The sequence below is a fragment of the Clavibacter phaseoli genome (genome assembly GCF_021922925.1).
GTDB lineage: Bacteria > Actinomycetota > Actinomycetes > Actinomycetales > Microbacteriaceae > Clavibacter > Clavibacter phaseoli.
Genome location: NZ_CP040786.1, coordinates 2,117,650 through 2,136,212, shown reverse-complemented (window position 1 = coordinate 2,136,212; position 18,563 = coordinate 2,117,650). Strand labels below are relative to the sequence as shown.

Sequence of the window (18,563 nt, the reverse complement as noted above, 5' to 3'; positions counted from 1 at the left end):
TGGTGGGCGGGTCGGGTCAGCCCCGAAGGCGGGGCGCGTCCGTGCGGGTCACGGCCCGCACCGACTCGAGGATCGACTCGATGGCGCCGCCGGCCTGCTCGCCGGAGGCGTCGTAGGTGGCCTGCGACCGGCGGTACGGGTCGACCACGTCGTAGTCGTCCTCGTGGGCGGGCGGCAGGGTCACGCCCCGCTGCGCCGCCACGAGCGGGATGAGCGCGCGCAGCTGCTCAGGCACGTCGCCGTCGCAGGCGATGTGCTTCTCGTCCCCGGTCACCTCGACGAGGTGCTCGAAGAGCGCTGCGAACTCGCGGATCGTGAAGGTGAAGCGGTTGGCGCGGGGCACGGCGCGCACGACGGCGCTGCGGTGCTCGCGCGCCATGGTGAGCACCAGGTCGACGCCCTGGATGATGCCGGGCGTCAGGAAGCGCGCCTGGTGCTCGCTCGGGTCCCCGCCGTACCGCACGGAGAGCTCCGCCGCCTGCTCGGGCATGCGCTGCCCGTCGGCCGCGATCGTGCCGGCGCTGGAGAAGCGCACGACCGAGTCGGCCTCCGCGGCGTGGCCGCCGAAGATCGCCCGCACGCGGGCCCGGAGGACCTGCTCGGCGAGGGCGGAGCGGCAGATGTTGCCCGAGCAGACGAACAGGACGCGGAACGAGCCGTCGTCGACGCCCTCGGAGGATGCGTCGCCGAGGGCCGCGCGTGCGGCCCTGCGGCTCGTGGGGGGGAGTTCCGACATGGAGGGGAGCTACGCCTTGATCTTCTCGATGGGCGCCTTGGTCTTCTGGCCGTCCTCGTCCTCCGTGTACCCGTACCCGTAGCCGTAGTGGCCGTAGCCGTACGCGTCCGGGCCCTTGGTGGGGAGCATGGTGATCACGAGGCCGAGCACGTCCGCGCCCACGTTGGTGAGGTTGGCGATCGCGCTCTTCAGCTGCGTGCGGTGCGTGCGGCCGGCGGCGACGACGACGATCGCGCCGCCGGCGTTCTTGGACAGGATCGCCGCGTCGGTGACGGGGAGCAGCGGCGGGGCGTCGATGAGCACCACGTCGTAGCGCGCCTCGAGGTCCTGCAGCAGTCGCGCCATGCCCTGCGAGCCGAGGAGCTCGGACGGGTTCGGCGGGATCTGGCCGGCGGGGAGGATCGAGAGCATGCCCGAGCCCCAGGGCTGGATGACGTCCTCGATCTCGGCGCGGCCGATGAGGATGTCGGTGAGGCCCACGGCGCCCTCGAGGCCCATGTAGGACGCGAGGCGCGGACGGCGGAGGTCGGCGTCGATGAGGACGACCTTGATGCCGGAGTCGGCCAGCGCCAGCGCGAGGTTCGAGCTGGTGGTCGACTTGCCCTCGCCCTGGATGGACGAGGTGATGACGAAGCTGCGCGAGCGGCCGCCGAACTCCAGGAACTGGAGGTTCGTGCGGAGGCTGCGGAAGGACTCGGCGCGGGGGCTGCGCGGGTCGTCCTGCACGATGAGGGGACGCTCGGTCGCCTTCGGGTCGTACGCGATGCCGCCGAGGATGGGCTTGGTCGTGACGAGCTCGACGTCGCGCTCCCCGCGGATGCGGTTGTCGAGCGTCTCGCGGAGGAGGCTCACGCCCACGCCGATCAGGAGGCCGATGAGCGCGCCGACGATGATGTTGACGGGCAGGTTCGGCGAGGACGGCGACTCGGGGATCTCCGCCTGCTCGAGCTGCGTGATCTGCACCTGCGGCGTGCCCTCGATGGTCTCGGGGACGAGCGTGCCGACGACCGTGGTGAGGCTCGCGCCGATGGCGTCCGCGAGCGTCGCGGCGTCCTGGCGGGACTGGTCCTTCACCGTGATGTCGATGATCGTGGTGTCGAGCGGCGCGGAGGCGCGGACCGACTCGGCGAGCTCGCGCGACGTCATGTCGAGGCCGAACTCGTCGATGACGGGCTGGAGCACGGCGCGGGTCGTGACGACGTCCGCGTAGCTCTTCACCGCCTGGGTGATGAAGTTGTTGCCCTGCTGGAGGTCCTGCACGCTGCCCGAGCTGCTCTGGGCGACGTACATCTTGGTGGACGCCTCGTACTCGGGGGTCTGGAGGAGGGAGAAGGCCGCCGCGGCGCCCACCCCGACCAGGAGCGTCAGGATGATCAGCACCGCGCCCCTACGCAGCATCCGAATGAAGTCACGGAGCGCCATAACTTAGAACCCTTCCCCAAAAGCACACAGGCGCGGAGTGTCCGCATACGTGGGATATCCACAGCCTCGGCTGTCTATCATCACACAGCTCTCGAGCGGTGCCAGCAGCCCGGAACGCCCCCGTCCGGGGCATGGTAGGCCCTGTGACGCCCTGTTAGGGTCGCTCAGACAGCAGTGCTGCACGGCGGTACACGAGTGAGTAGGGACCTGGGCCATGAGCTCGCAGACATTTCGCCGGGGCACGCCCGCGCTCCCGGACCCGTCGGAGCTCCGCTCCGCACCGGACGACAAGAACCCGCCATCCGAGGGGGATTCGCCGACGGTGAACCGCGGCTTCAGGCCGGACGTCGAGGGCCTGCGCGCCCTCGCGGTGGTCGCCGTCATCGTCGACCACCTCTTCGACTGGCCCTCCGGCGGCTTCGTGGGCGTCGACGTCTTCTTCGTCATCAGCGGCTTCCTCATCACGGGCCTGCTGCTCAAGGAGTACGAGCGCACCAAGACGATCTCGTTCCTCGACTTCTACAAGCGCCGCGTCCGTCGCATCATGCCGGCCGCGCTGCTCGTGCTCGTGGTCTCCACGGCCGTCTCGTTCCTCGTCTTCAACGTCGTGCGCGCGCAGGCCAGCCTCTGGGACGCGATCTGGTCCGCCCTCTTCGTCTCCAACTGGCACTTCGCCAGCGCCGGCACCGACTACTTCGCGTCCGACGGCCCCATCTCGCCGTTCCGCCACTACTGGTCGCTGTCGGTCGAGGAGCAGTTCTACCTCGTCTGGCCCGTGCTGATCTTCCTGGTCATCACGTTCGCCCGCCGCCGCACCCCCAAGAACCGCGTCAAGCGCGCCCGCCTCTTCACCCGGACGATCGGCATCACGGTCGCCGTCCTCATCGTCGCGTCGCTCGCCTGGGGCTTCTACGAGACGTCGGCCCGCCCGACGGTCGCGTACTTCTCCACCTTCTCCCGCGCCTGGGAGCTCGGCATCGGCGCGCTCCTCGCGATCTTCGCGGCGCGCATCGCCACGCTGCCCGCGTCGATCCGCCCGGTCCTCGGCTACGTCGGCCTCGCGGGCATCGTCGCCTCCTTCTTCCTCGTCTCCGGCGACAACGCGTTCCCGGTGCCCTTCGGCCTGCTGCCGGTCGTCGCGACCGCGCTCGTCATCGCGTCGGGCATCGGCGGGGTGTCGAAGGCCATGGTGCCGATCACGAACCCGGTCACCACCTACATCGGCCGGCTGTCGTTCTCGCTGTACCTCTGGCACTTCCCGGCGATCATCCTGCTGGCGTCGCTCCTCGGCACCGGCACCCTTGAGTACTACGGCGCCGCGATCGGCGCGACGCTCGTGCTCGCCATCGCCTCCTTCCACCTCGTCGAGGACCCGATCCGGCGCTCCAGCTGGCTCGACCCGAAGAAGGCCGGCCGCCGGTCCTCCGCGGCGCAGCTGAAGATGACCGTCGCGGCGCTCTCCGTCGTCGCGGTCGCCGTGGTGGGCGTGGTCGCCGTGGCCGTGGTGCGCGACGAGCCCGCCGACCAGAGCCAGCTCGGGAGCGGGACGCCGAGCACCGGCGGCACGGCCGCGCCCGTCGAGGCCACCGGCAACGCCCTCGCGACCCGCACGGACCAGATCACGGCCGCCCTCGCATCCGACGAGTGGCCGGCGCTCGATCCCGCCGTCGAGTCGTTCGGCGACTTCGGCCGCGACGTCATCGCGCCCGAGTGGGCGAAGGACGGCTGCCTCGGCGCCGACCTCGCCAAGGAGAAGGACGCGATCAAGAACACCGAGCACTGCGTCTACGGCAACGCGTCGGCGGGACCGGAGAAGACCGCGGTCATCTTCGGCGACTCCCTCGCGATCAGCTACGCGCCCATGCTCCGCGCCAGCCTCGGCGACGACTGGAAGGTGCGCGTGCTCACGATGGCGCGCTGCCCCGCGTCCACCGTCACGAGCACGGACACCGACGGCTCCGAGTACACGGAGTGCACGGACTTTCGCAACTGGGCCCTCGGCGAGATGAACGCCACGAAGCCCGCGCTCATCCTCATGAGCGAGGCCGTCGACAACTCGTACCTGTCGAGCAAGGCCACGGGCGGCGCCGCCGACCGCGAGTGGCAGGCCGGCGCGCTCACCACCATGGGCTCGCTCAAGACCGCCTCCTCCAACGTGATCGTCCTGTCCCGCCCGCCGGCAGCCACGGCGCTCGTGGAGTGCAAGACGCCCACGAGCGCGCCGAAGGACTGCACGTCGCAGGTGTCGCCGTCGTTCATCAGCCACGCCCGCACCATGGAGGCCGCGGCGGCCGAGGTCGGCGCCCCGGTGCAGTTCATCAACACGCAGGGCTGGTTCTGCAGCCAGGGCACGTGCCCGGCGTTCGTCAACGGGATCCCCGTGCGCGGCGACACGTCGCACCTCACGGCCCGCCAGTCGCAGGACCTCGCGCCGATCATGTCGGACGAGCTCGCGACGCTCGGCCTCCTGGCCCCGGCCGCCGGCTGACCCGCCGCACCACCGCACGCCACGACGGGCGCTCCTCCTCCGGGAGGGGCGCCCGTCGTCGTGCGTCGTGCGTCGTGCGTCGTGCGTCGTGGGCCTGCGGGCGGGCATCGAGCGCCTCGCGCCTGCAGGCGGGCGTCCTGCCACGCGCTCGGATGATCCGGCGTCCGGCGTCCGGCGTCCGGCGCGCTGCGCCCGCTGTCCCCCAGGGGACCGCGCGGGCCGCGCGGCATCGCACGCCGGCGCGCGGGGCGGCCGCGGCGAGGGCCGGGCGTCCGACGGCCGACGGCCGGTGGCGGACGGCGGCGGCTGAGCGCACGAGGCCGCGCGACGGCGCGGGAGCCCGCCGACCGGACCCCAGGGGGCCTCGGGGCCCGGCGCGGGATCCGCGAGGGGGACCTAGTGCCGCGGGGCCTTCGCGCCCGCGGAGCGGCTCGTGAGGCGGCGGGCGACGCCGATGAAGGGCACCTCCACGAACCGGTGCACGAGCCAGGAGACGACGAGCGTGAGGGCGATGGCGGCGACGACCCGCACGATCCCCTCGGGCACGTCGACGGCGCGCATCACGCGGTAGGCGAGCGGGTGCAGGAGGTACGCGGCGTACGAGATCGCGCCGAGCCAGATGAGCACGCGCGAGTGGGCCGCCTGCCGCGTGGCGTAGAACGCGAAGAACAGGCCGAGGCCGAGCAGGAACGACACGGCGTAGTCGAAGGGCGGCCAGGTCGCGTCCTGCCCGCCGTTGAGGTACGTGAACAGCGGCACGCCCACGACGCCGGCGACGAGGAGGCCGCGCCAGGCGGTGGATCCGTCGCGGTCGCGCAGGTGGATCGCGTGCCCGAGCGACGCCGTGTAGAGCAGCAGCGGCAGCGTCCACGGCAGCTCGCGCTCCAGCACCCGGCCCGCGATCGCCGCGGCGACGAAGCCGGCGAGCCACACGTAGCCCATGACCACGCTGCGGTCGAGGCGGCCGATGAGCTTGGCGACGAGGGACTGGCCGTAGAAGATCAGCTCGATGCCCAGGGTCCACGCCGTCGGGACGATCGTGTAGATCCCCACGGCGCCCTGCACCATGAGCACGTTGGCCATGATCACGAGCGGCCCGCCCAGCTCGCCCTCGCCCGTCGTCGCGACCCACAGCATCATGAGGCCGAGCACGAGCCAGTAGAGCGGGAAGAGGCGGAAGAGGCGGCGGACGAGGAAGGTGCGGGTGTCCTGCCGCTGGAGGCTCAGGGGGATGACGTAGCCGCTGACCAGGAAGAACGCGACGACGCCCACGCGCCCCGCGTCCACCCACTGCCGGCTGAAGTCCTCGAACGCCGGGTACTCCGCGGCGATGAGGTGCTGCAGCACCACGATGAACGACGCGACGCCGCGGACCGCCTCGAGGAACTCGATCTTCCGACCGGTCTCGCTCTTCACTGTCACGGTGCTGGTCACGCGGGCTCTCCTCTGGTGCGGGCGCGACGCTGCGGAGGCACCGATTCGACCCTAACCGCCGGGTCGCCGGCGGGAGGGCGGGGGGATGCCCCTACTTCTGGGCGCTGTCGTCGAGCACCTCGGTGCGCACGTACTTGCGCACCTCCGCGCCCATGAGCTTGTAGCCCGTCATGTTGGTGTGGATCCCGTCGCGGAAGAACTCGGTCCGCCACTTCATGTCCTTGTTCGTGAGGTTCACCCACGGGTTGAAGAAGTGGTAGCCCTGCGCGTCGGCGAACTGCTCGAGGTGCGCGTTGACCTCGGGCGGCGTCTCGGGCGAGGCGTTCTGCGGCGGGATCCCGAGGATCACGGTCTCCTTCGGCGCGAGCTTCTCGACCGTCTGGAGGATGTCCGCGTCGAGCTGCGTGTCCGGCACGCCCGCGAGGCGGTTGTTGGTGCCGATCATGATGAGCGCCACGTCGACGTCCTCGACGGTGGGCGTGTTGGCCGCCATGACGGTGCTCGTCGCGCCGTCGGTGCCCCAGCCGCCGGCGAAGGTCAGCGGGTCGCCCACGACGTAGTCGACGTAGGCCATGCCCTGGTCGATGCCCTGGGGCAGCGTGCCGACGAAGCCGTTCGTGTTCGAGTCGCCCATGACGACGATGCGGACCATGTCCTCGGGCGCCGTCGTGGCGGACGCGCTGGGCGCGGGCTGGCCCTCGGTCGCGGTGGGGGCGGGCTGCGGCGAGCTGGTGCACCCGGCGAGCAGGAGGACGGCGGCGAGGGCGCTGACGGCGCCCCGGGCCATGCGACGTGCGGGCATAGGTGTTCATCCGATCGTGGAGGGGTCCGCGGCAGCGGCGAGCCGGTGACCCCGTCAGCCGCTGCGATCACGGGGCCGCTCGGAGACCATTGTGACATGCGGTCTCCATCGGCCCGGTGGCGGCGTGGCGCGCCGCCGATCCCCGGCGGGCGTGATCGCGTCGGCCCGGCCGACGGGAGGCCGGGCGTCGGTGCGACGCGGGTCAGGCGGTGCGCGCGAGGCGCACGAGCGCCTGGACGGCGGCGTGATCGGAGGGAGAGCGGCCCTCGAACGTGTACGGGTTGATGGCCGAGTCGACCACCTCGACGCCGCTGCCCGCGAGGATCCAGTCGATGCGCTCGCCCTCGGGCACCGGGTCGCCGTACGCCGTGAACGTGCCGATGCCGGGGGTCGCGTGGTGCGCGGCCGTGGTCCAGGTGTCGGCGAGGCCCGCGTCGCGCGTGAGGATGTCGTACGCCGCCGACTCCTCGGCCGGCGCGTTGAAGTCGCCCGTGACGACGACGGGCGCGCCGGACGCGACCTCCTGCAGCCGCTCGGTGATGAGGTCGGCGCTCTTCACGCGCGCGAGCTCGGACTCGTGGTCGAGGTGCGTGTTGAGGTGCACGAACTCGGCGCCGCTGCGGCGGTCGCGGAAGCGCGCCCACGTCGCGATGCGGGTGGTGCTGCAGCCCCAGGAGCGGGATCCGATGAGCTCCGGCAGGTCGGACAGCCAGAACTGGTCCCACGCGACGACGTCGAGGCGACGCTCGTCGTAGAAGATCGCGCTGTACTCGCCGCCGGAGCCGCCGTCGCGGCCGTAGCCGAGCATGCGGTGGTGGGGGAGCGCCCGGGCGATGGCGGGCAGCTGGGCCGAGAGGGCCTCCTGCAGGCCGAGGACGGTGGGCTGCTCGAGCTGGAGGAAGCGGGCGAGCACGGGCTCGCGGTCGGCCCAGTGGTCGGGATCGCCGGGCTCGGTCGAGGCGCGGGCCAGGCGGATGTTGCACGTCATGACGTGCACGAGGTCGCCCTCGGCCGAGCCGATGGTCGCCTCCTGGGGCGGGGCGGGAGCGAGCTGCGTCGCTGCCGCCGGCCGAGACGGAGGGGGGTCGGCCTCCGCGGTGCCGTCCGGGCCGTCCGTCGTGGTGGTGGTCTCGTCCGCGCGCGGTCGCTCGAGGAGCGCCGTGCCGGAACCGCGTGTGGGCCGCCCGACGCCGGGATCGGAGGATCCGGCACCGTCGAACAGGTCGCGTCGGCTGAATCCGCCGCTGGCCATCATGGAGATCTCCTCGGGTCGCACGTGTCTCGCATGATCAGCCTGCGCGTCGCGACCCCTGCGGGGGCCAACGGCGGGTGGCGGATGCGTGAACTGCACGCACAGGTCTACGCGAGGGGTGCGGCGATGGCAACCCGGGGTCGGCGTGTCGGCCCGGCCCGGAGGGTTCCGCCAGCCGGCGCATGGCCCGCGGACAGACGCGCGCCCCGCCGGCGGGTGCCGGCGGGGCGCGGTGCGACGCAGGGGAGCCGGTCAGCCCAGGTGCTCGGCGAGGAAGTCCGTCAGCGCGCGCCACGAGCGGCGCTCGGCGCGGTCCTGGTACTGCGCGCCGTGGTCGGGCGAGTCGACGCCCGGGACGGAGAAGGCGTGCAGGGCGCCGCTGTACGTGACGACCTGCCAGTCGATCGCGGGGCGCGTGCGCATCTCGTCCTGGAAGGCGGCCACCTTCTCGTCGGGGACGATCGGGTCGTCCGCGCCCGTGAGGACGAGGATCGCGGCCTTCACGTCGGCGACGTCGGCAGGCGCGTGCACCACCAGGCTGCCGTGCAGCGAGATCGCCGCCTTGATGTCGGCGCCCGCGCGGGCGACCTCGAGCGAGGCGCTGCCGCCGAAGCAGTAGCCCATGACGGCGATGCGGGACGGGTCGACATCGGGCTCGGCCGCGAGGCGGTCGATGCCGGCCTGCACGCGGGCGCGCATGAGCGGGAGGTCGGCGTAGAAGGACCCGGCGACCTGGCCGGCCTCCTCCGGTCCGGGGCGCACGTCGCGGCCGTAGACGTCGGCGGCGAACGCGACGTAGCCGAGGCGCGCGAGCATCTGGATCCGCGCGGCCACGTGCCCGCCGACGCCGAACCAGTCGTGGATCACCAGCACGGCCGGGCGGCGGCCGCTCTGCGCGGCGTCGCGGGCGAGGAGCCCCTCGAGCTCGGTGCCCTCGTGGTCGTAGAGCACGGGGCCCATCTGGATGTCGGCGCCCGCGGGCAGCGGCACGCGCTCCGTGAGCTCGGCGAGGGACGGCGACCAGACGGGGGTCGATGCGGGGTCGGTCATGCTCATGCCTCCACGGCGGTGCCGAAGCGGGTGGGGAGCGTGGCGCGGTGGATCCCGCGCAGCTCGTCCACGGACAGGGTGAACAGGCCCTGCAGCTCGAGGCCGGGCGCCTGCGCGTCCGTCACCCCGATGCGGAGCACGGGGTAGCCGCGCCCCTCGCAGAGGCCCTGGAACTTGACGTCGTCCTCTCGCGGCACCGTGACGAGCATGCGGCCGGTGGACTCGGAGAAGAGCGCGGTCGCCTGGTCGACGCCGTCGCGCTGCACGATGCCGTCGAGCCACACGCGGGCGCCGACGCCGAAGCGCATCACGGCCTCCGCGAGCGCCTGGCCGAGGCCGCCGTCGGAGAGGTCGTGCGCGCTCGCGACGAGCGACTGCGTGGCGCCCGCCGCGATGAGCGAGGCGAGCTCCTTCTCGGCGGCGAGGTCGACCACCGGCGGGACGCCGCCGAGGTGGTCGTGCACGGTGCCGGCCCAGGCGGATCCGTCGAGCTCCTCGCGCGTGACGCCGAGCAGGTAGATGTTGTCGCCCTCGTCCTGCCAGCCGGAGGGGATGCGGCGCGCGACGTCGTCGATCACGCCGAGCACGCCCACCACGGGCGTCGGGTGGATCGCCTGCGTGCCCGTCTGGTTGTAGAGGGAGACGTTGCCGCCCGTGACGGGGATCTCGAGCTCCAGGCAGCCGTCCGCGAGGCCCTCGACCGTGCGGCTGAACTGCCACATCACCTCGGGGTCCTCGGGGCTGCCGAAGTTGAGGCAGTCGCTCACGGCGACGGGCGTGGCGCCGGAAGCGGCGACGTTGCGGTACGCCTCCGCGAGGGCGAGCTGCGCGCCGCGGTACGGGTCGAGCTGGCAGAAGCGGCCGTTCGCGTCGGTGGCGACGGAGAAGCCGAGGCCGCTCTCCTCGTCGACGCGGACCATGCCGGCGTCGTCGGGGAATGACAGGGCCGTGTTGCCCATGACGTAGCGGTCGTACTGGTCGGTGATCCACGACGCGTCGGCCAGGTTCGGGCTGCCGAGCAGCTGCAGGAACTGGTCCTTGATGTCGTCCGGCGCGGTGGGGCGCGCGAGGCGCGACGCGGAGTCGGCCTGCAGGGCGTCGATCCACGTGGGGTAGGAGACGGGCCGGTCGTAGACGGGGCCGTCGACCGCGACCGTGCGCGGCTCGACGTCGACGATGCGCTCGCCGTGGTGGTCGATGACGAGGCGGCCGGTGTCGGTGACCTCGCCGAGCACGCTCGTCTCGACGTCCCACTTGCGGACGACGGCGAGGAAGCCCTCGAGCTTCTCGGGCGTCACGACCGCCATCATGCGCTCCTGGCTCTCCGACATGAGGATCTCCTCGGCCGTGAGCGACGGGTCGCGCAGCAGCACCTCCTCGAGCCGGATGTGCATTCCGCCGTCGCCGTTGGACGCGAGCTCGCTCGTGGCGCAGGAGATGCCGGCGGCGCCGAGGTCCTGGATCCCCTCGACGAGGTCCTTGGCGAACAGCTCGAGGCAGCACTCGATGAGCACCTTCTCGGCGAACGGGTCGCCGACCTGCACCGCGGGGCGCTTGGTCGGGCCGCCGTCGGCGAACGTGTCGCTCGCGAGAATGGAGGCGCCGCCGATGCCGTCGCCGCCCGTGCGGGCGCCGAACAGTACGACCTTGTTGCCCACGCCGCGCGCGTTGGCGAGGTGGAGGTCCTCGTGGCGGAGGACGCCGACCGCGAGTGCGTTGACGAGCGGGTTGCCCTGGTACACGCGGTCGAAGTAGGTCTCGCCGCCGATGTTCGGCAGCCCCAGGCAGTTGCCGTAGAAGCTGATGCCCGCGACCACGCCGTGCACGACGCGCGCGGTGTCGGGGTCGTCGATGTCGCCGAAGCGCAGGGCGTCCATCACGGCGACGGGGCGGGCGCCCATCGAGATGATGTCGCGGACGATGCCGCCGACGCCCGTGGCCGCGCCCTGGAACGGCTCGATGTAGGAGGGGTGGTTGTGGCTCTCGATCTTGAAGGTGACGGCCCAGCCCTCGCCCACGTCCACGACGCCGGCGTTCTCGCCCATGCCGACCATGAGGTCCTTCTTCATGGACTCGGAGACCTTCTGGCCGAACTGGCGCAGGTACTTCTTCGAGGACTTGTAGGAGCAGTGCTCGCTCCACATGACCGAGTACATGGCGAGCTCGCCGCTCGTGGGGCGGCGGCCGAGGATCTCGCGGATCTTGAGGTACTCGCCCTCCGTGAGCCCGAGCGCCGCGTACGGCTGCTCCTTCTCCGGGGTGCGCTCGGCCATCTCGACGGTGTCGGCGACATGGCGGCGGACGCCCTGCCCCGTACCCGCGGGGGTCTCGGTGGGGACGGATGCGGGATCGGGGTGGACGCTCACTGCGCGAGGACTCCTTCGAGGACGGACGTGAAGAGACGGAGGCCGTCGACACCGGAGCGCATGGCGGCCGGGGTGTCCGGTCCGAAGCCCTCCTCGACGGCGTGCTCCGGGTGGGGCATGAGGCCGACGACGTTGCCGCGGGCGTTGGTGATCCCGGCGATGTCGCGCAGGGATCCGTTCGGGTTGCCGCCGAGGTAGCGGAAGGCCACGCGGCCCTCGCCCTCGAGGCGGTCGAGCGTGTCGGCGTCGGCGATGAAGCCGCCCTCGCCGTTCTTCAGCGGGATGGTGATCTCCTCGTCCGGCGTGAAGGCGCTCGTCCAGGCGGTGCTCGTGGCCTCGACGCGGAGGCGCTGGTCGCGGCACACGAAGTTGCCCGCCTCGTTGCGGATCAGCCCGCCGGGCAGCAGGTGCGCCTCGGTGAGCATCTGGAAGCCGTTGCAGATGCCGAGCACGGGGACGCCGCGCTCGGCGGCGTCGACGACCTCGCGCATGATCGGCGCGAAGGCGGCGATGGCGCCCGCGCGCAGGTAGTCGCCGTAGCTGAAGCCGCCGGGGAGCACGATCGCGTCGACGCCCTTGAGGTCGTGGTCGCCGTGCCAGAGCGCGACCGGGGTGGCGCCCGCGAGACGGACGGCGCGCTGCGCGTCGCGGTCGTCGAGGGATCCCGGGAAGGTGATGACCCCGACGCGCATCAGCGCTGCTCCGCCGCGGCGGAACCGTGGGGGAGCGGGTGCGCGGCGGCGTTCGTCTCCGCCGTGCCGCCGTCGGCGACCGTGCGCTTGTCGGTGACGTTGCCGGTGGCCATGTCGGCCTCGGCGCTGATGCCGAAGCCGTCGAGCCCGGCGACGTGGACGCTGATGACGTCCTCGATGACGGAGTTGGAGAGCATGTCGGCGGCGAGCGACTGGACGTCGGCGAGCAGCGCGTCGTCCACCTCGCCCTCGACGGTGAGCTCGAAGCGCTTGCCGATGCGGACGCCGGTGAAGCGGTCCTTGCCGAGGCGGGCCAGGGCGCCGGCCACGGCCTTCCCCTGGGGGTCGAGCAGCTCGGCCTTGGGCATCACTTCGACGACGATCGTGGGCACGATGGGACTCCGGATTCCTGGAGGCGGGTGGATGCGCTCAGCGTACCGGACGGCCGCGCCCCGCCGGGATGGGCCGGCGGGGCGGGCGCTGGTGGGTCGCGTGGCGGGCGCGGGACGGGATCAGCCGATCGCCTCGGGGAGCAGCTCCACGCGGTAGGCGGCGTCGATGGTCTCGCCCGTGGCGGGATCCTCGAGCTGCACGCGCCAGCGCGACGCGAACTGGTCGACGCCCGGGACCATGGCGACCGTGCCCGAGATGAGCACCGTGCCGGGCACCCGGAGGCCGCGCTGCTCGAGCACCTCGAGCCAGTGGTCGGGGGTGAGGAGCGCGGCGAGCGTGGAGTCCTGGATGAGCTCCTCGGCGCCCTCCTCGCCGACCCAGCCGCGCAGGCGGATCGCGTCGAGGCGGTCGCGCACGTCGGCGAGGCGCCAGGCCTTCCGTCCCAGCACGTCCGGTCCGGCGTTCTTGCTCCACGCGACGCCGTGCACCTCGAGCGCGCGGTCGGTGTGGTCGCACGCGACGGTGAGGAGCACGTCGTCGTCGGTGATCACGAGGGCCCACTCGGCCTCGCCCGAGGTGCGGCCGTGCTGCGCGGGCACCGCGTCGGCCTGCGACGCGAGGTACGGCGCGACGGGGTAGAGCGCGGGCGTGGTCTCGGGTCCGGGCACGCCGAGCTCGGCCAGCTCGTCGATGTGCGCCTGCACCTCGGCCTGGTCGCGGCCCGCGTAGCCGGCGTTGAGGAGCGACACGACCTCGACGCTCGGGGTGGATCCGTCGGGCAGCTGGAAGCGCAGGGTGGTCATCGGTCCTCCGGTGGTGTTTCGAGCGTGTGAAGAATTGCGGATCCGGGTGCCCCGGCCATGGTGCAGGGGCTCCGGTATGCCTACTGTATACAGCACACCGACCGGACGCCGGGCGGGATCCGATCGCCGGATCCGCCGCCCGGCTCCCTCACCCGAGGAGCCCCATGGCCGACGACCCCACCGCCTCCCCGGCGGCGACCGCGCCCGCATCCGGCGCGCACGCGGCACCCGCCGCGACCGAGAAGCCCACCCGCCGCGAGCTCGTGAAGGCGTTCACCGCGAGCCTCACCGGCACCTCGCTCGAGTGGTACGACTTCGCCGTCTACTCGGCGGCCAGCGCCGTCGTGTTCCCCGTCGTCTTCTTCCCGTCGTCGGATCCGTACACGGCGACGATCCTCGCGTTCTCCACCTACGCGGTCGGCTACGTGTCGCGCCCCGTCGGCGGGTTCGTCTTCGGGCGGCTCGGCGACAAGATCGGTCGCAAGCCCGTCCTCGTGCTCACGCTGCTGCTCATCGGCATCGCGACCTTCCTCATCGGCGTGCTGCCGGGCTACGCGACCATCGGGCTCGCGGCGCCGATCATCCTGGTGCTCCTCCGCTTCGCGCAGGGCGTGGGCGTCGGCGGCGAGTGGGGCGGCGCGGTGCTGCTCTCGAGCGAGTTCGGGGATCCGCGGAAGAGGGGCTTCTGGTCGTCGGCCGCGCAGGTCGGCCCGCCCGCGGGCAACCTGCTCGCCAACGGCGCGCTCGCGCTGCTCACGGTGCTGCTCACCGAGGAGGACTTCCTCGACTGGGGCTGGCGCGTGGCCTTCCTGCTCTCGGCGCTGCTCGTGGCGTTCGGCCTCTGGATCCGCCTGAAGCTCGAGGACACCCCCGTGTTCAAGGCGCTGCAGGAGCGCGGCGATCGGCCGAGCGCGCCCGTGTCCGAGGTGTTCCGCACCCAGCTGCGCCCGCTCGTCGCGGCGATCCTCTCCCGCGTCGGACCCGACGTCCTCTACGCGCTCTTCACGGTCTTCACGCTCACCTACGGCGTCAACACGCTGGGCTTCGACCGCAGCCAGGTGCTCGTGGCGGTGCTCGTGGGATCCGCCGTGCAGCTGTTCACCATCCCGTTCGCGGGCGCCGTGAGCGACCGGATCAACCGCCGGGCCGTGTACGCGGCCGCCGCGGTGGGCGCGGCCGTCTGGGCGTACGTGTTCTTCGCGATCACCGACGGCTCGTCGACCTTCGTGCTCGGCGTGGGCATCGTGCTCGGGCTGTTCTTCCACTCCTTCATGTACGGGCCGCAGGCGGCGTACATCATCGAGCAGTTCTCGCCGCGCCTCCGCTACACGGGCGCCTCGCTCGCGTACACGATCGCCGGCGTCATCGGCGGGGCCATCGCGCCGCTGATGTTCACGATCATCTACGAGGAGACGGGCAGCTGGGTCGGCATCGCGCTGTACCTCACGGCCGCCGTCGTGCTCACGCTCGTGGGGCTCGCGATGGGCCGCGACTCGGACGTGTCCGAGGACGAGGAGTACGTGCGCACGGGCGCCGAGGGCGTGGCCGCGCCGGTCACCGGGCGCTGACCCCGGGGCTCCCGCTCACCCGACGGCGTCGACGGTCCCCGGACCGTCGGCGCCGTCGTCGTCGTGGGCGGCGCGCGCGATGAGCTCGCGCACGTCCGCGAGGTGCGCGGCCATGGCGGCCTGCGCGCCCGCCACGTCGTGGGCCGCGACCGCCTCGTGGATCGCGTGGTGGCCGCGGAGCGAGATCCGGCGCCCGCGTCGCGTGGCGTGCGAGTGCGCGCGCACGTCGCCCGTCCACTCGCTCGACATCGTGCAGAGCGCCGAGAGCAGGGGGTTCTGCGCGGCCTGCGCGAGCAGCAGGTGGAACTCCACGTCGAGCCGCAGGGACTCGGCCTGCCGCAGGTCCTCGCTCGAGCGGTCCAGCACGTCGGACAGCTGCAGGACGTTGGCCGGCGTCGCGCGCAGGGCCGCGAATCCCGCCACCCGCGGCTCGATGACCTCGCGCAGCTCCGCGACGTGATCCGCCGACATGCGGTCGGGCGCCAGCCCCCGCAGCCGGGTCACCTCGTCGGACGGCCGCATCACGATGGTCCCGCGTCCCGGCGTCCGCTCCACCAGGTGCTTCGACTCGAGCTCGTGCATGGCCTCGCGCAGCGACGAGCGCGACACGGACATGCTCAGCGCGAGCTCGCGCTCCGCGGGCAGCTTCGTGCCGGGGGCGAGCTCGCCGGTGGCGATGAGGCGCTCGAGGTGGGCGACCAGCTCCACGGGCACGTTGCGCGACCGTCGCATGCCCGGGATGGAGGAGGTCATCGGCGTCTCCTCGGTGCGCGGGTGCCGCCCGGGTGCGGATCCCGGCGGTCGGTTCCGCTCAGCATAGGCGTCGCCGTCCGCCGCCGGGCTCGTGCCGGCGCCCGGTGTTTCGGCCGTGTGAAGAGGCTGTTACCAGTCGCGACCGGGGCTCGTGATGTCGTCGAACGCCGAATACCTTCGGTCTCACTTGGTCCGACCATCCGGCCGATCACCTCCTCCCGCGGCATCCTCCCCGTCGCCGCGGCCTCCCGAAAGGACCCCCGTGATCCGAGCGCTCCCCGGTGCCGCCGCCCTCGCCGCCGCCCTCCTCCTCCTGACCGGCTGCGCGAGCGGCGCCAGCGCGGGCGGCGAGGCCGCCGCCGTGAAGTACTCCGACCTCGCGCAGGGGTCCACGTGCTCCGCCCTGCGCGAGCAGCACCCCGACTGGGTCGGGAAGACCCTCACCAACGCCATCAACCCGCACACCCCCGGCTACGAGTCGGTGAACGCGGACGACCCGAGCGTCTACGAGGGCTTCGACATCGACCTCGGCGAGGCCATGGGCGCGTGCCTCGGCTTCACGGTCGACTACGTGCCCGTCGCGTTCGCCGAGCTGATCCCCACCATGGCGAGCGGCCAGGCCGACTTCGTGATCTCCGACATCTACGCGACCGAGGAGCGGGCGGCCAACGCCGACTTCATCACCTACTCCAAGGTCTTCGACGGCCTGCTCGTCGCGAAGGGGAACCCGAAGCAGCTCACCGGGATCGACACCTCGCTCTGCGGCACCACGGTCGCGCTCAACAAGGGCTTCGTGGAGGTGCCGCTCGTGGAGGCGCTCGCCCCCGACTGCGAGGCGGCGGGCGAGGCGGCCCCGACCGTGAGCCTCTTCGACGGCAACGCCGACTGCGTGCACGCGATCCTCGCCGGCCGGGCCGACACGTACATCAACGACGTCAACACCGTGAACCGCTTCATCCAGGAGCACCCGGACGACCTCGACAAGGCCACGGCCGTGACCCTCGACTACAAGATCGGCATCGCCGTGCCGCAGGAGCGGACCGACTTCCGCGACGCCATGGAGGCCGCGCTCGTCGCCGTCCAGGACTCCGGGCTGCAGCAGCGGCTCGCCGCCGACTGGGACCTCGACGAGAACGCGGTCGAGGCGCCCACCATCCTCAGCACCACGGACTGACCCGGCGACGGCACCGGAAGGATCCCCGTGGACCAGTTCCTGCACTACCTCACCCTCCCGTACCTCCTCCAGGGCATCGGCATCACGGCGCAGCTGACGCTCTACGGCTTCTTCGGCGGGCTGCTCGTCGGCGGCGTGCTCGCGGCCATGCAGCTCAGCCGGTTCCGCGCGCTCGCCGTCCTGGCGCGGGCCTACACGGTCATCTACCGCGGGACGCCGCTGATCCTGCAGCTCGTGTTCGTCTTCACGGCGCTGCCCCACGTGGGCATCGTGCTGTCGCCCATCGCGGCGGGGGCGCTCGCGCTCGCGCTGAACGAGGCGGCGTTCTTCGCCGAGATCCTGCGCTCGGGCGTGCGCGGGGTGGACGCGGGCCAGACCGCCGCCGCCCGCGCCCTCGGGATGGTGCCGCGTGTGGTCATGCGCCGCGTCGTCGGGCCGCAGGCGGCGCGCTCGATCGTCCCGGCGCTCGGGAACGAGGCCGTGTCGACCATGAAGAACAGCGCGCTCGCGTCGATCATCGCCGTGCCCGAGCTCACCCTCCGCAGCCAGCAGCTCGCGTCGAGCACGTTCGAGTACTTCAGCATCTACTTCGCCTCGGCGGTGATGTACCTGCTCCTCACGGGCATCGTCACCGTGACGCAGCTGCTCGTCGAGGACGCGGCCGACCTCGACCGCACGAACCGCAGGTCGTTCCTGTCGCGCCTCGTGCCGCGGCGGCGCGCGCGGGCGGCGGCGTCGGACGGCGGCGTCGATTCCGGGGGAGCCGCGGCGGAGGATCCGGTGGCCGCGGCGGCCGTCGCCAGCCCGGACGGCCGCGCGCCGACCGGCCCGGCGGACCCCGGCGCGCGCGTCCTCGGCCCGCCCATCGTGGAGCTGCGGGGCGTGCGGAAGCGGTACGGCGCGAACGAGGTGCTCCGCGGCATCGACCTCACCATCCGCGCGGGCGAGGTCATCGCGCTCCTCGGGCCGAGCGGCTCCGGCAAGAGCACGCTCCTCCGCACCATCAACCGGCTGGAGACGGTGGACTCCGGCGAGGTGCTGCTGGCCGGCCGCCCCATCGGCCTCGACGCCGCCGGGCGCCTGGCGCCCGAGGCGGCGGTCGCCGCCCAGCGCGTGGAGGCCGGCGTCGGCATGGTGTTCCAGCAGTTCAACCTGTTCCACCACCTCACGGCGCAGCAGAACGTCGCCGCGCCCCTGCGCTGGGTCGCCGGCATGGATCCCGCCGCCGCCGAGGCGCGCGCCCGCGAGCTGCTCGCCGGGGTCGGCCTCGCGGCCCGCGCCGACGTGCTGCCGCGGCACCTGTCCGGCGGGCAGCAGCAGCGCGTCGGGATCGCCCGCGCCCTCGCGGCGAGCCCGCGCGTGCTGCTGCTCGACGAGCCCACCAGCGCCCTCGACCCCGAGCTGGTGGCCGAGGTGCTCGCCGTCATCCGGGGTCTCGCCCAGAGAGAAGGACTCACCATGCTCATCGCCACCCACCAGATGCGGTTCGCCCGCGACGTGGCCGACCGCGTCGTGTTCATGGCCGGGGGCGTCGTCGTGGAGGACGGCCCCGCCCGCCAGGTCATCGACGCGCCGCGGGATCCCGTCACGGCCCGCTTCGTGAACGCCATGAACCAGGCGGAGGCGTGAC

General features: G+C 72.6%; 14 protein-coding genes and 1 pseudogene. 4 read left to right on the top strand and 11 right to left on the bottom strand.

Translation table 11 applies throughout. The features are described 5' to 3' along the window. Positions 1 to 16: 16 nt before the first annotated feature. Both FGI33_RS09835 and FGI33_RS09830 read right to left on the bottom strand, forming a co-directional pair. A complete protein-coding gene (locus FGI33_RS09835) occupies positions 17 to 736 on the bottom strand; it encodes an arsenate reductase/protein-tyrosine-phosphatase family protein (RefSeq protein WP_119434524.1) in 720 nt (239 codons plus the stop codon). 9 nt (positions 737 to 745) lie between these two features. Then, the gene (locus tag FGI33_RS09830) at positions 746 to 2,116 is read right to left on the bottom strand and encodes a tyrosine-protein kinase domain-containing protein (protein WP_237581793.1); all 1,371 of its coding nucleotides are present in this window, start codon (positions 2,114 to 2,116) and stop codon (positions 746 to 748) included. 364 nt (positions 2,117 to 2,480) lie between these two features. Between FGI33_RS09830 and FGI33_RS09825 the strand changes: the two genes are divergently transcribed. After that, positions 2,481 to 4,646, top strand: coding sequence for an acyltransferase family protein (locus tag FGI33_RS09825; RefSeq protein ID WP_237581791.1), 2,166 nt, complete (start codon positions 2,481 to 2,483; stop codon positions 4,644 to 4,646). A gap of 396 nt (positions 4,647 to 5,042) precedes the next feature. On the opposite strand, the gene FGI33_RS09820 is transcribed toward FGI33_RS09825, so the two are convergent. The 8 genes and pseudogenes from FGI33_RS09820 to FGI33_RS09785 all read right to left on the bottom strand — a co-directional run bounded on the left by FGI33_RS09820 (position 5,043) and on the right by FGI33_RS09785 (position 13,438). Continuing rightward, on the bottom strand, positions 5,043 to 6,080 hold the full coding sequence (locus tag FGI33_RS09820) for an acyltransferase family protein (RefSeq protein WP_119435272.1): 1,038 nt from the start codon (positions 6,078 to 6,080) through the stop codon (positions 5,043 to 5,045). 91 nt (positions 6,081 to 6,171) lie between these two features. Next, entirely contained in the window at positions 6,172 to 6,882 is a 711-nt protein-coding gene (locus tag FGI33_RS09815; RefSeq protein WP_119435273.1) for an SGNH/GDSL hydrolase family protein, read from the bottom strand. Positions 6,883 to 7,084: 202 nt separating this feature from the next. Next, a complete protein-coding gene (locus FGI33_RS09810; protein WP_119435274.1) occupies positions 7,085 to 8,137 on the bottom strand; it encodes an endonuclease/exonuclease/phosphatase family protein in 1,053 nt (350 codons plus the stop codon). A 249-nt stretch (positions 8,138 to 8,386) separates the two neighbouring features. After that, positions 8,387 to 9,184, bottom strand: a complete 798-nt coding sequence (locus FGI33_RS09805; RefSeq protein WP_237581789.1) for a dienelactone hydrolase family protein — start codon at positions 9,182 to 9,184, stop codon at positions 8,387 to 8,389. Positions 9,185 to 9,186: 2 nt separating this feature from the next. Beyond that, complete coding sequence (gene purL, locus FGI33_RS09800) at positions 9,187 to 11,550, bottom strand: phosphoribosylformylglycinamidine synthase subunit PurL (RefSeq protein WP_119434663.1); 2,364 nt, start codon at positions 11,548 to 11,550, stop codon at positions 9,187 to 9,189. Beyond that, positions 11,547 to 12,242: a phosphoribosylformylglycinamidine synthase subunit PurQ gene (gene purQ / locus FGI33_RS09795; RefSeq protein ID WP_119434662.1), complete on the bottom strand. Its 696-nt coding sequence runs from the start codon at positions 12,240 to 12,242 to the stop codon at positions 11,547 to 11,549. Before purQ ends, purL begins: the two co-directional genes overlap by 4 nt. A 152-nt stretch (positions 12,243 to 12,394) precedes the next feature. Continuing rightward, positions 12,395 to 12,634 (bottom strand): annotated as a pseudogene (gene purS / locus FGI33_RS15505) (phosphoribosylformylglycinamidine synthase subunit PurS); the annotation flags it as partial. A gap of 120 nt (positions 12,635 to 12,754) precedes the next feature. Further along, positions 12,755 to 13,438 (bottom strand): DUF2848 domain-containing protein, encoded by a 684-nt coding sequence (locus tag FGI33_RS09785; RefSeq protein WP_119434660.1) that lies wholly within the window; start codon positions 13,436 to 13,438, stop codon positions 12,755 to 12,757. Between the two features lie 164 nt (positions 13,439 to 13,602). On the opposite strand from FGI33_RS09785, the gene FGI33_RS09780 reads away from it, so the two are divergent. Continuing rightward, positions 13,603 to 15,006, top strand: a complete 1,404-nt coding sequence (locus FGI33_RS09780; RefSeq protein WP_237581787.1) for an MFS transporter — start codon at positions 13,603 to 13,605, stop codon at positions 15,004 to 15,006. Positions 15,007 to 15,021: 15 nt separating this feature from the next. On the opposite strand, the gene FGI33_RS09775 is transcribed toward FGI33_RS09780, so the two are convergent. After that, positions 15,022 to 15,759 carry a FadR/GntR family transcriptional regulator gene (locus FGI33_RS09775; protein WP_194683282.1) on the bottom strand — a complete coding sequence of 246 codons (738 nt, stop codon included), beginning with the start codon at positions 15,757 to 15,759 and terminating at the stop codon, positions 15,022 to 15,024. A gap of 262 nt (positions 15,760 to 16,021) precedes the next feature. On the opposite strand from FGI33_RS09775, the gene FGI33_RS09770 reads away from it, so the two are divergent. After that, on the top strand, positions 16,022 to 16,933 hold the full coding sequence (locus FGI33_RS09770) for an ABC transporter substrate-binding protein (RefSeq protein ID WP_220453093.1): 912 nt from the start codon (positions 16,022 to 16,024) through the stop codon (positions 16,931 to 16,933). 27 nt (positions 16,934 to 16,960) lie between these two features. Beyond that, a complete protein-coding gene (locus FGI33_RS15500) occupies positions 16,961 to 18,562 on the top strand; it encodes an amino acid ABC transporter permease/ATP-binding protein (protein WP_337249870.1) in 1,602 nt (533 codons plus the stop codon). Position 18,563 lies beyond the last annotated feature (1 nt).

Coding starts and splice junctions, on each gene's coding strand:
- FGI33_RS09835 (WP_119434524.1), bottom strand. CDS start 736: ATGTCGGAACTCCCCCCCACGAGCCGCAGGGCCGCACGCGCGGCCCTC.
- FGI33_RS09815 (WP_119435273.1), bottom strand. CDS start 6,882: ATGCCCGCACGTCGCATGGCCCGGGGCGCCGTCAGCGCCCTCGCCGCC.
- FGI33_RS09810 (WP_119435274.1), bottom strand. CDS start 8,137: ATGATGGCCAGCGGCGGATTCAGCCGACGCGACCTGTTCGACGGTGCC.
- FGI33_RS09805 (WP_237581789.1), bottom strand. CDS start 9,184: ATGACCGACCCCGCATCGACCCCCGTCTGGTCGCCGTCCCTCGCCGAG.
- purQ (WP_119434662.1), bottom strand. CDS start 12,242: ATGCGCGTCGGGGTCATCACCTTCCCGGGATCCCTCGACGACCGCGAC.
- FGI33_RS09785 (WP_119434660.1), bottom strand. CDS start 13,438: ATGACCACCCTGCGCTTCCAGCTGCCCGACGGATCCACCCCGAGCGTC.
- FGI33_RS09780 (WP_237581787.1), top strand. CDS start 13,603: ATGGCCGACGACCCCACCGCCTCCCCGGCGGCGACCGCGCCCGCATCC.
- FGI33_RS09775 (WP_194683282.1), bottom strand. CDS start 15,759: ATGACCTCCTCCATCCCGGGCATGCGACGGTCGCGCAACGTGCCCGTG.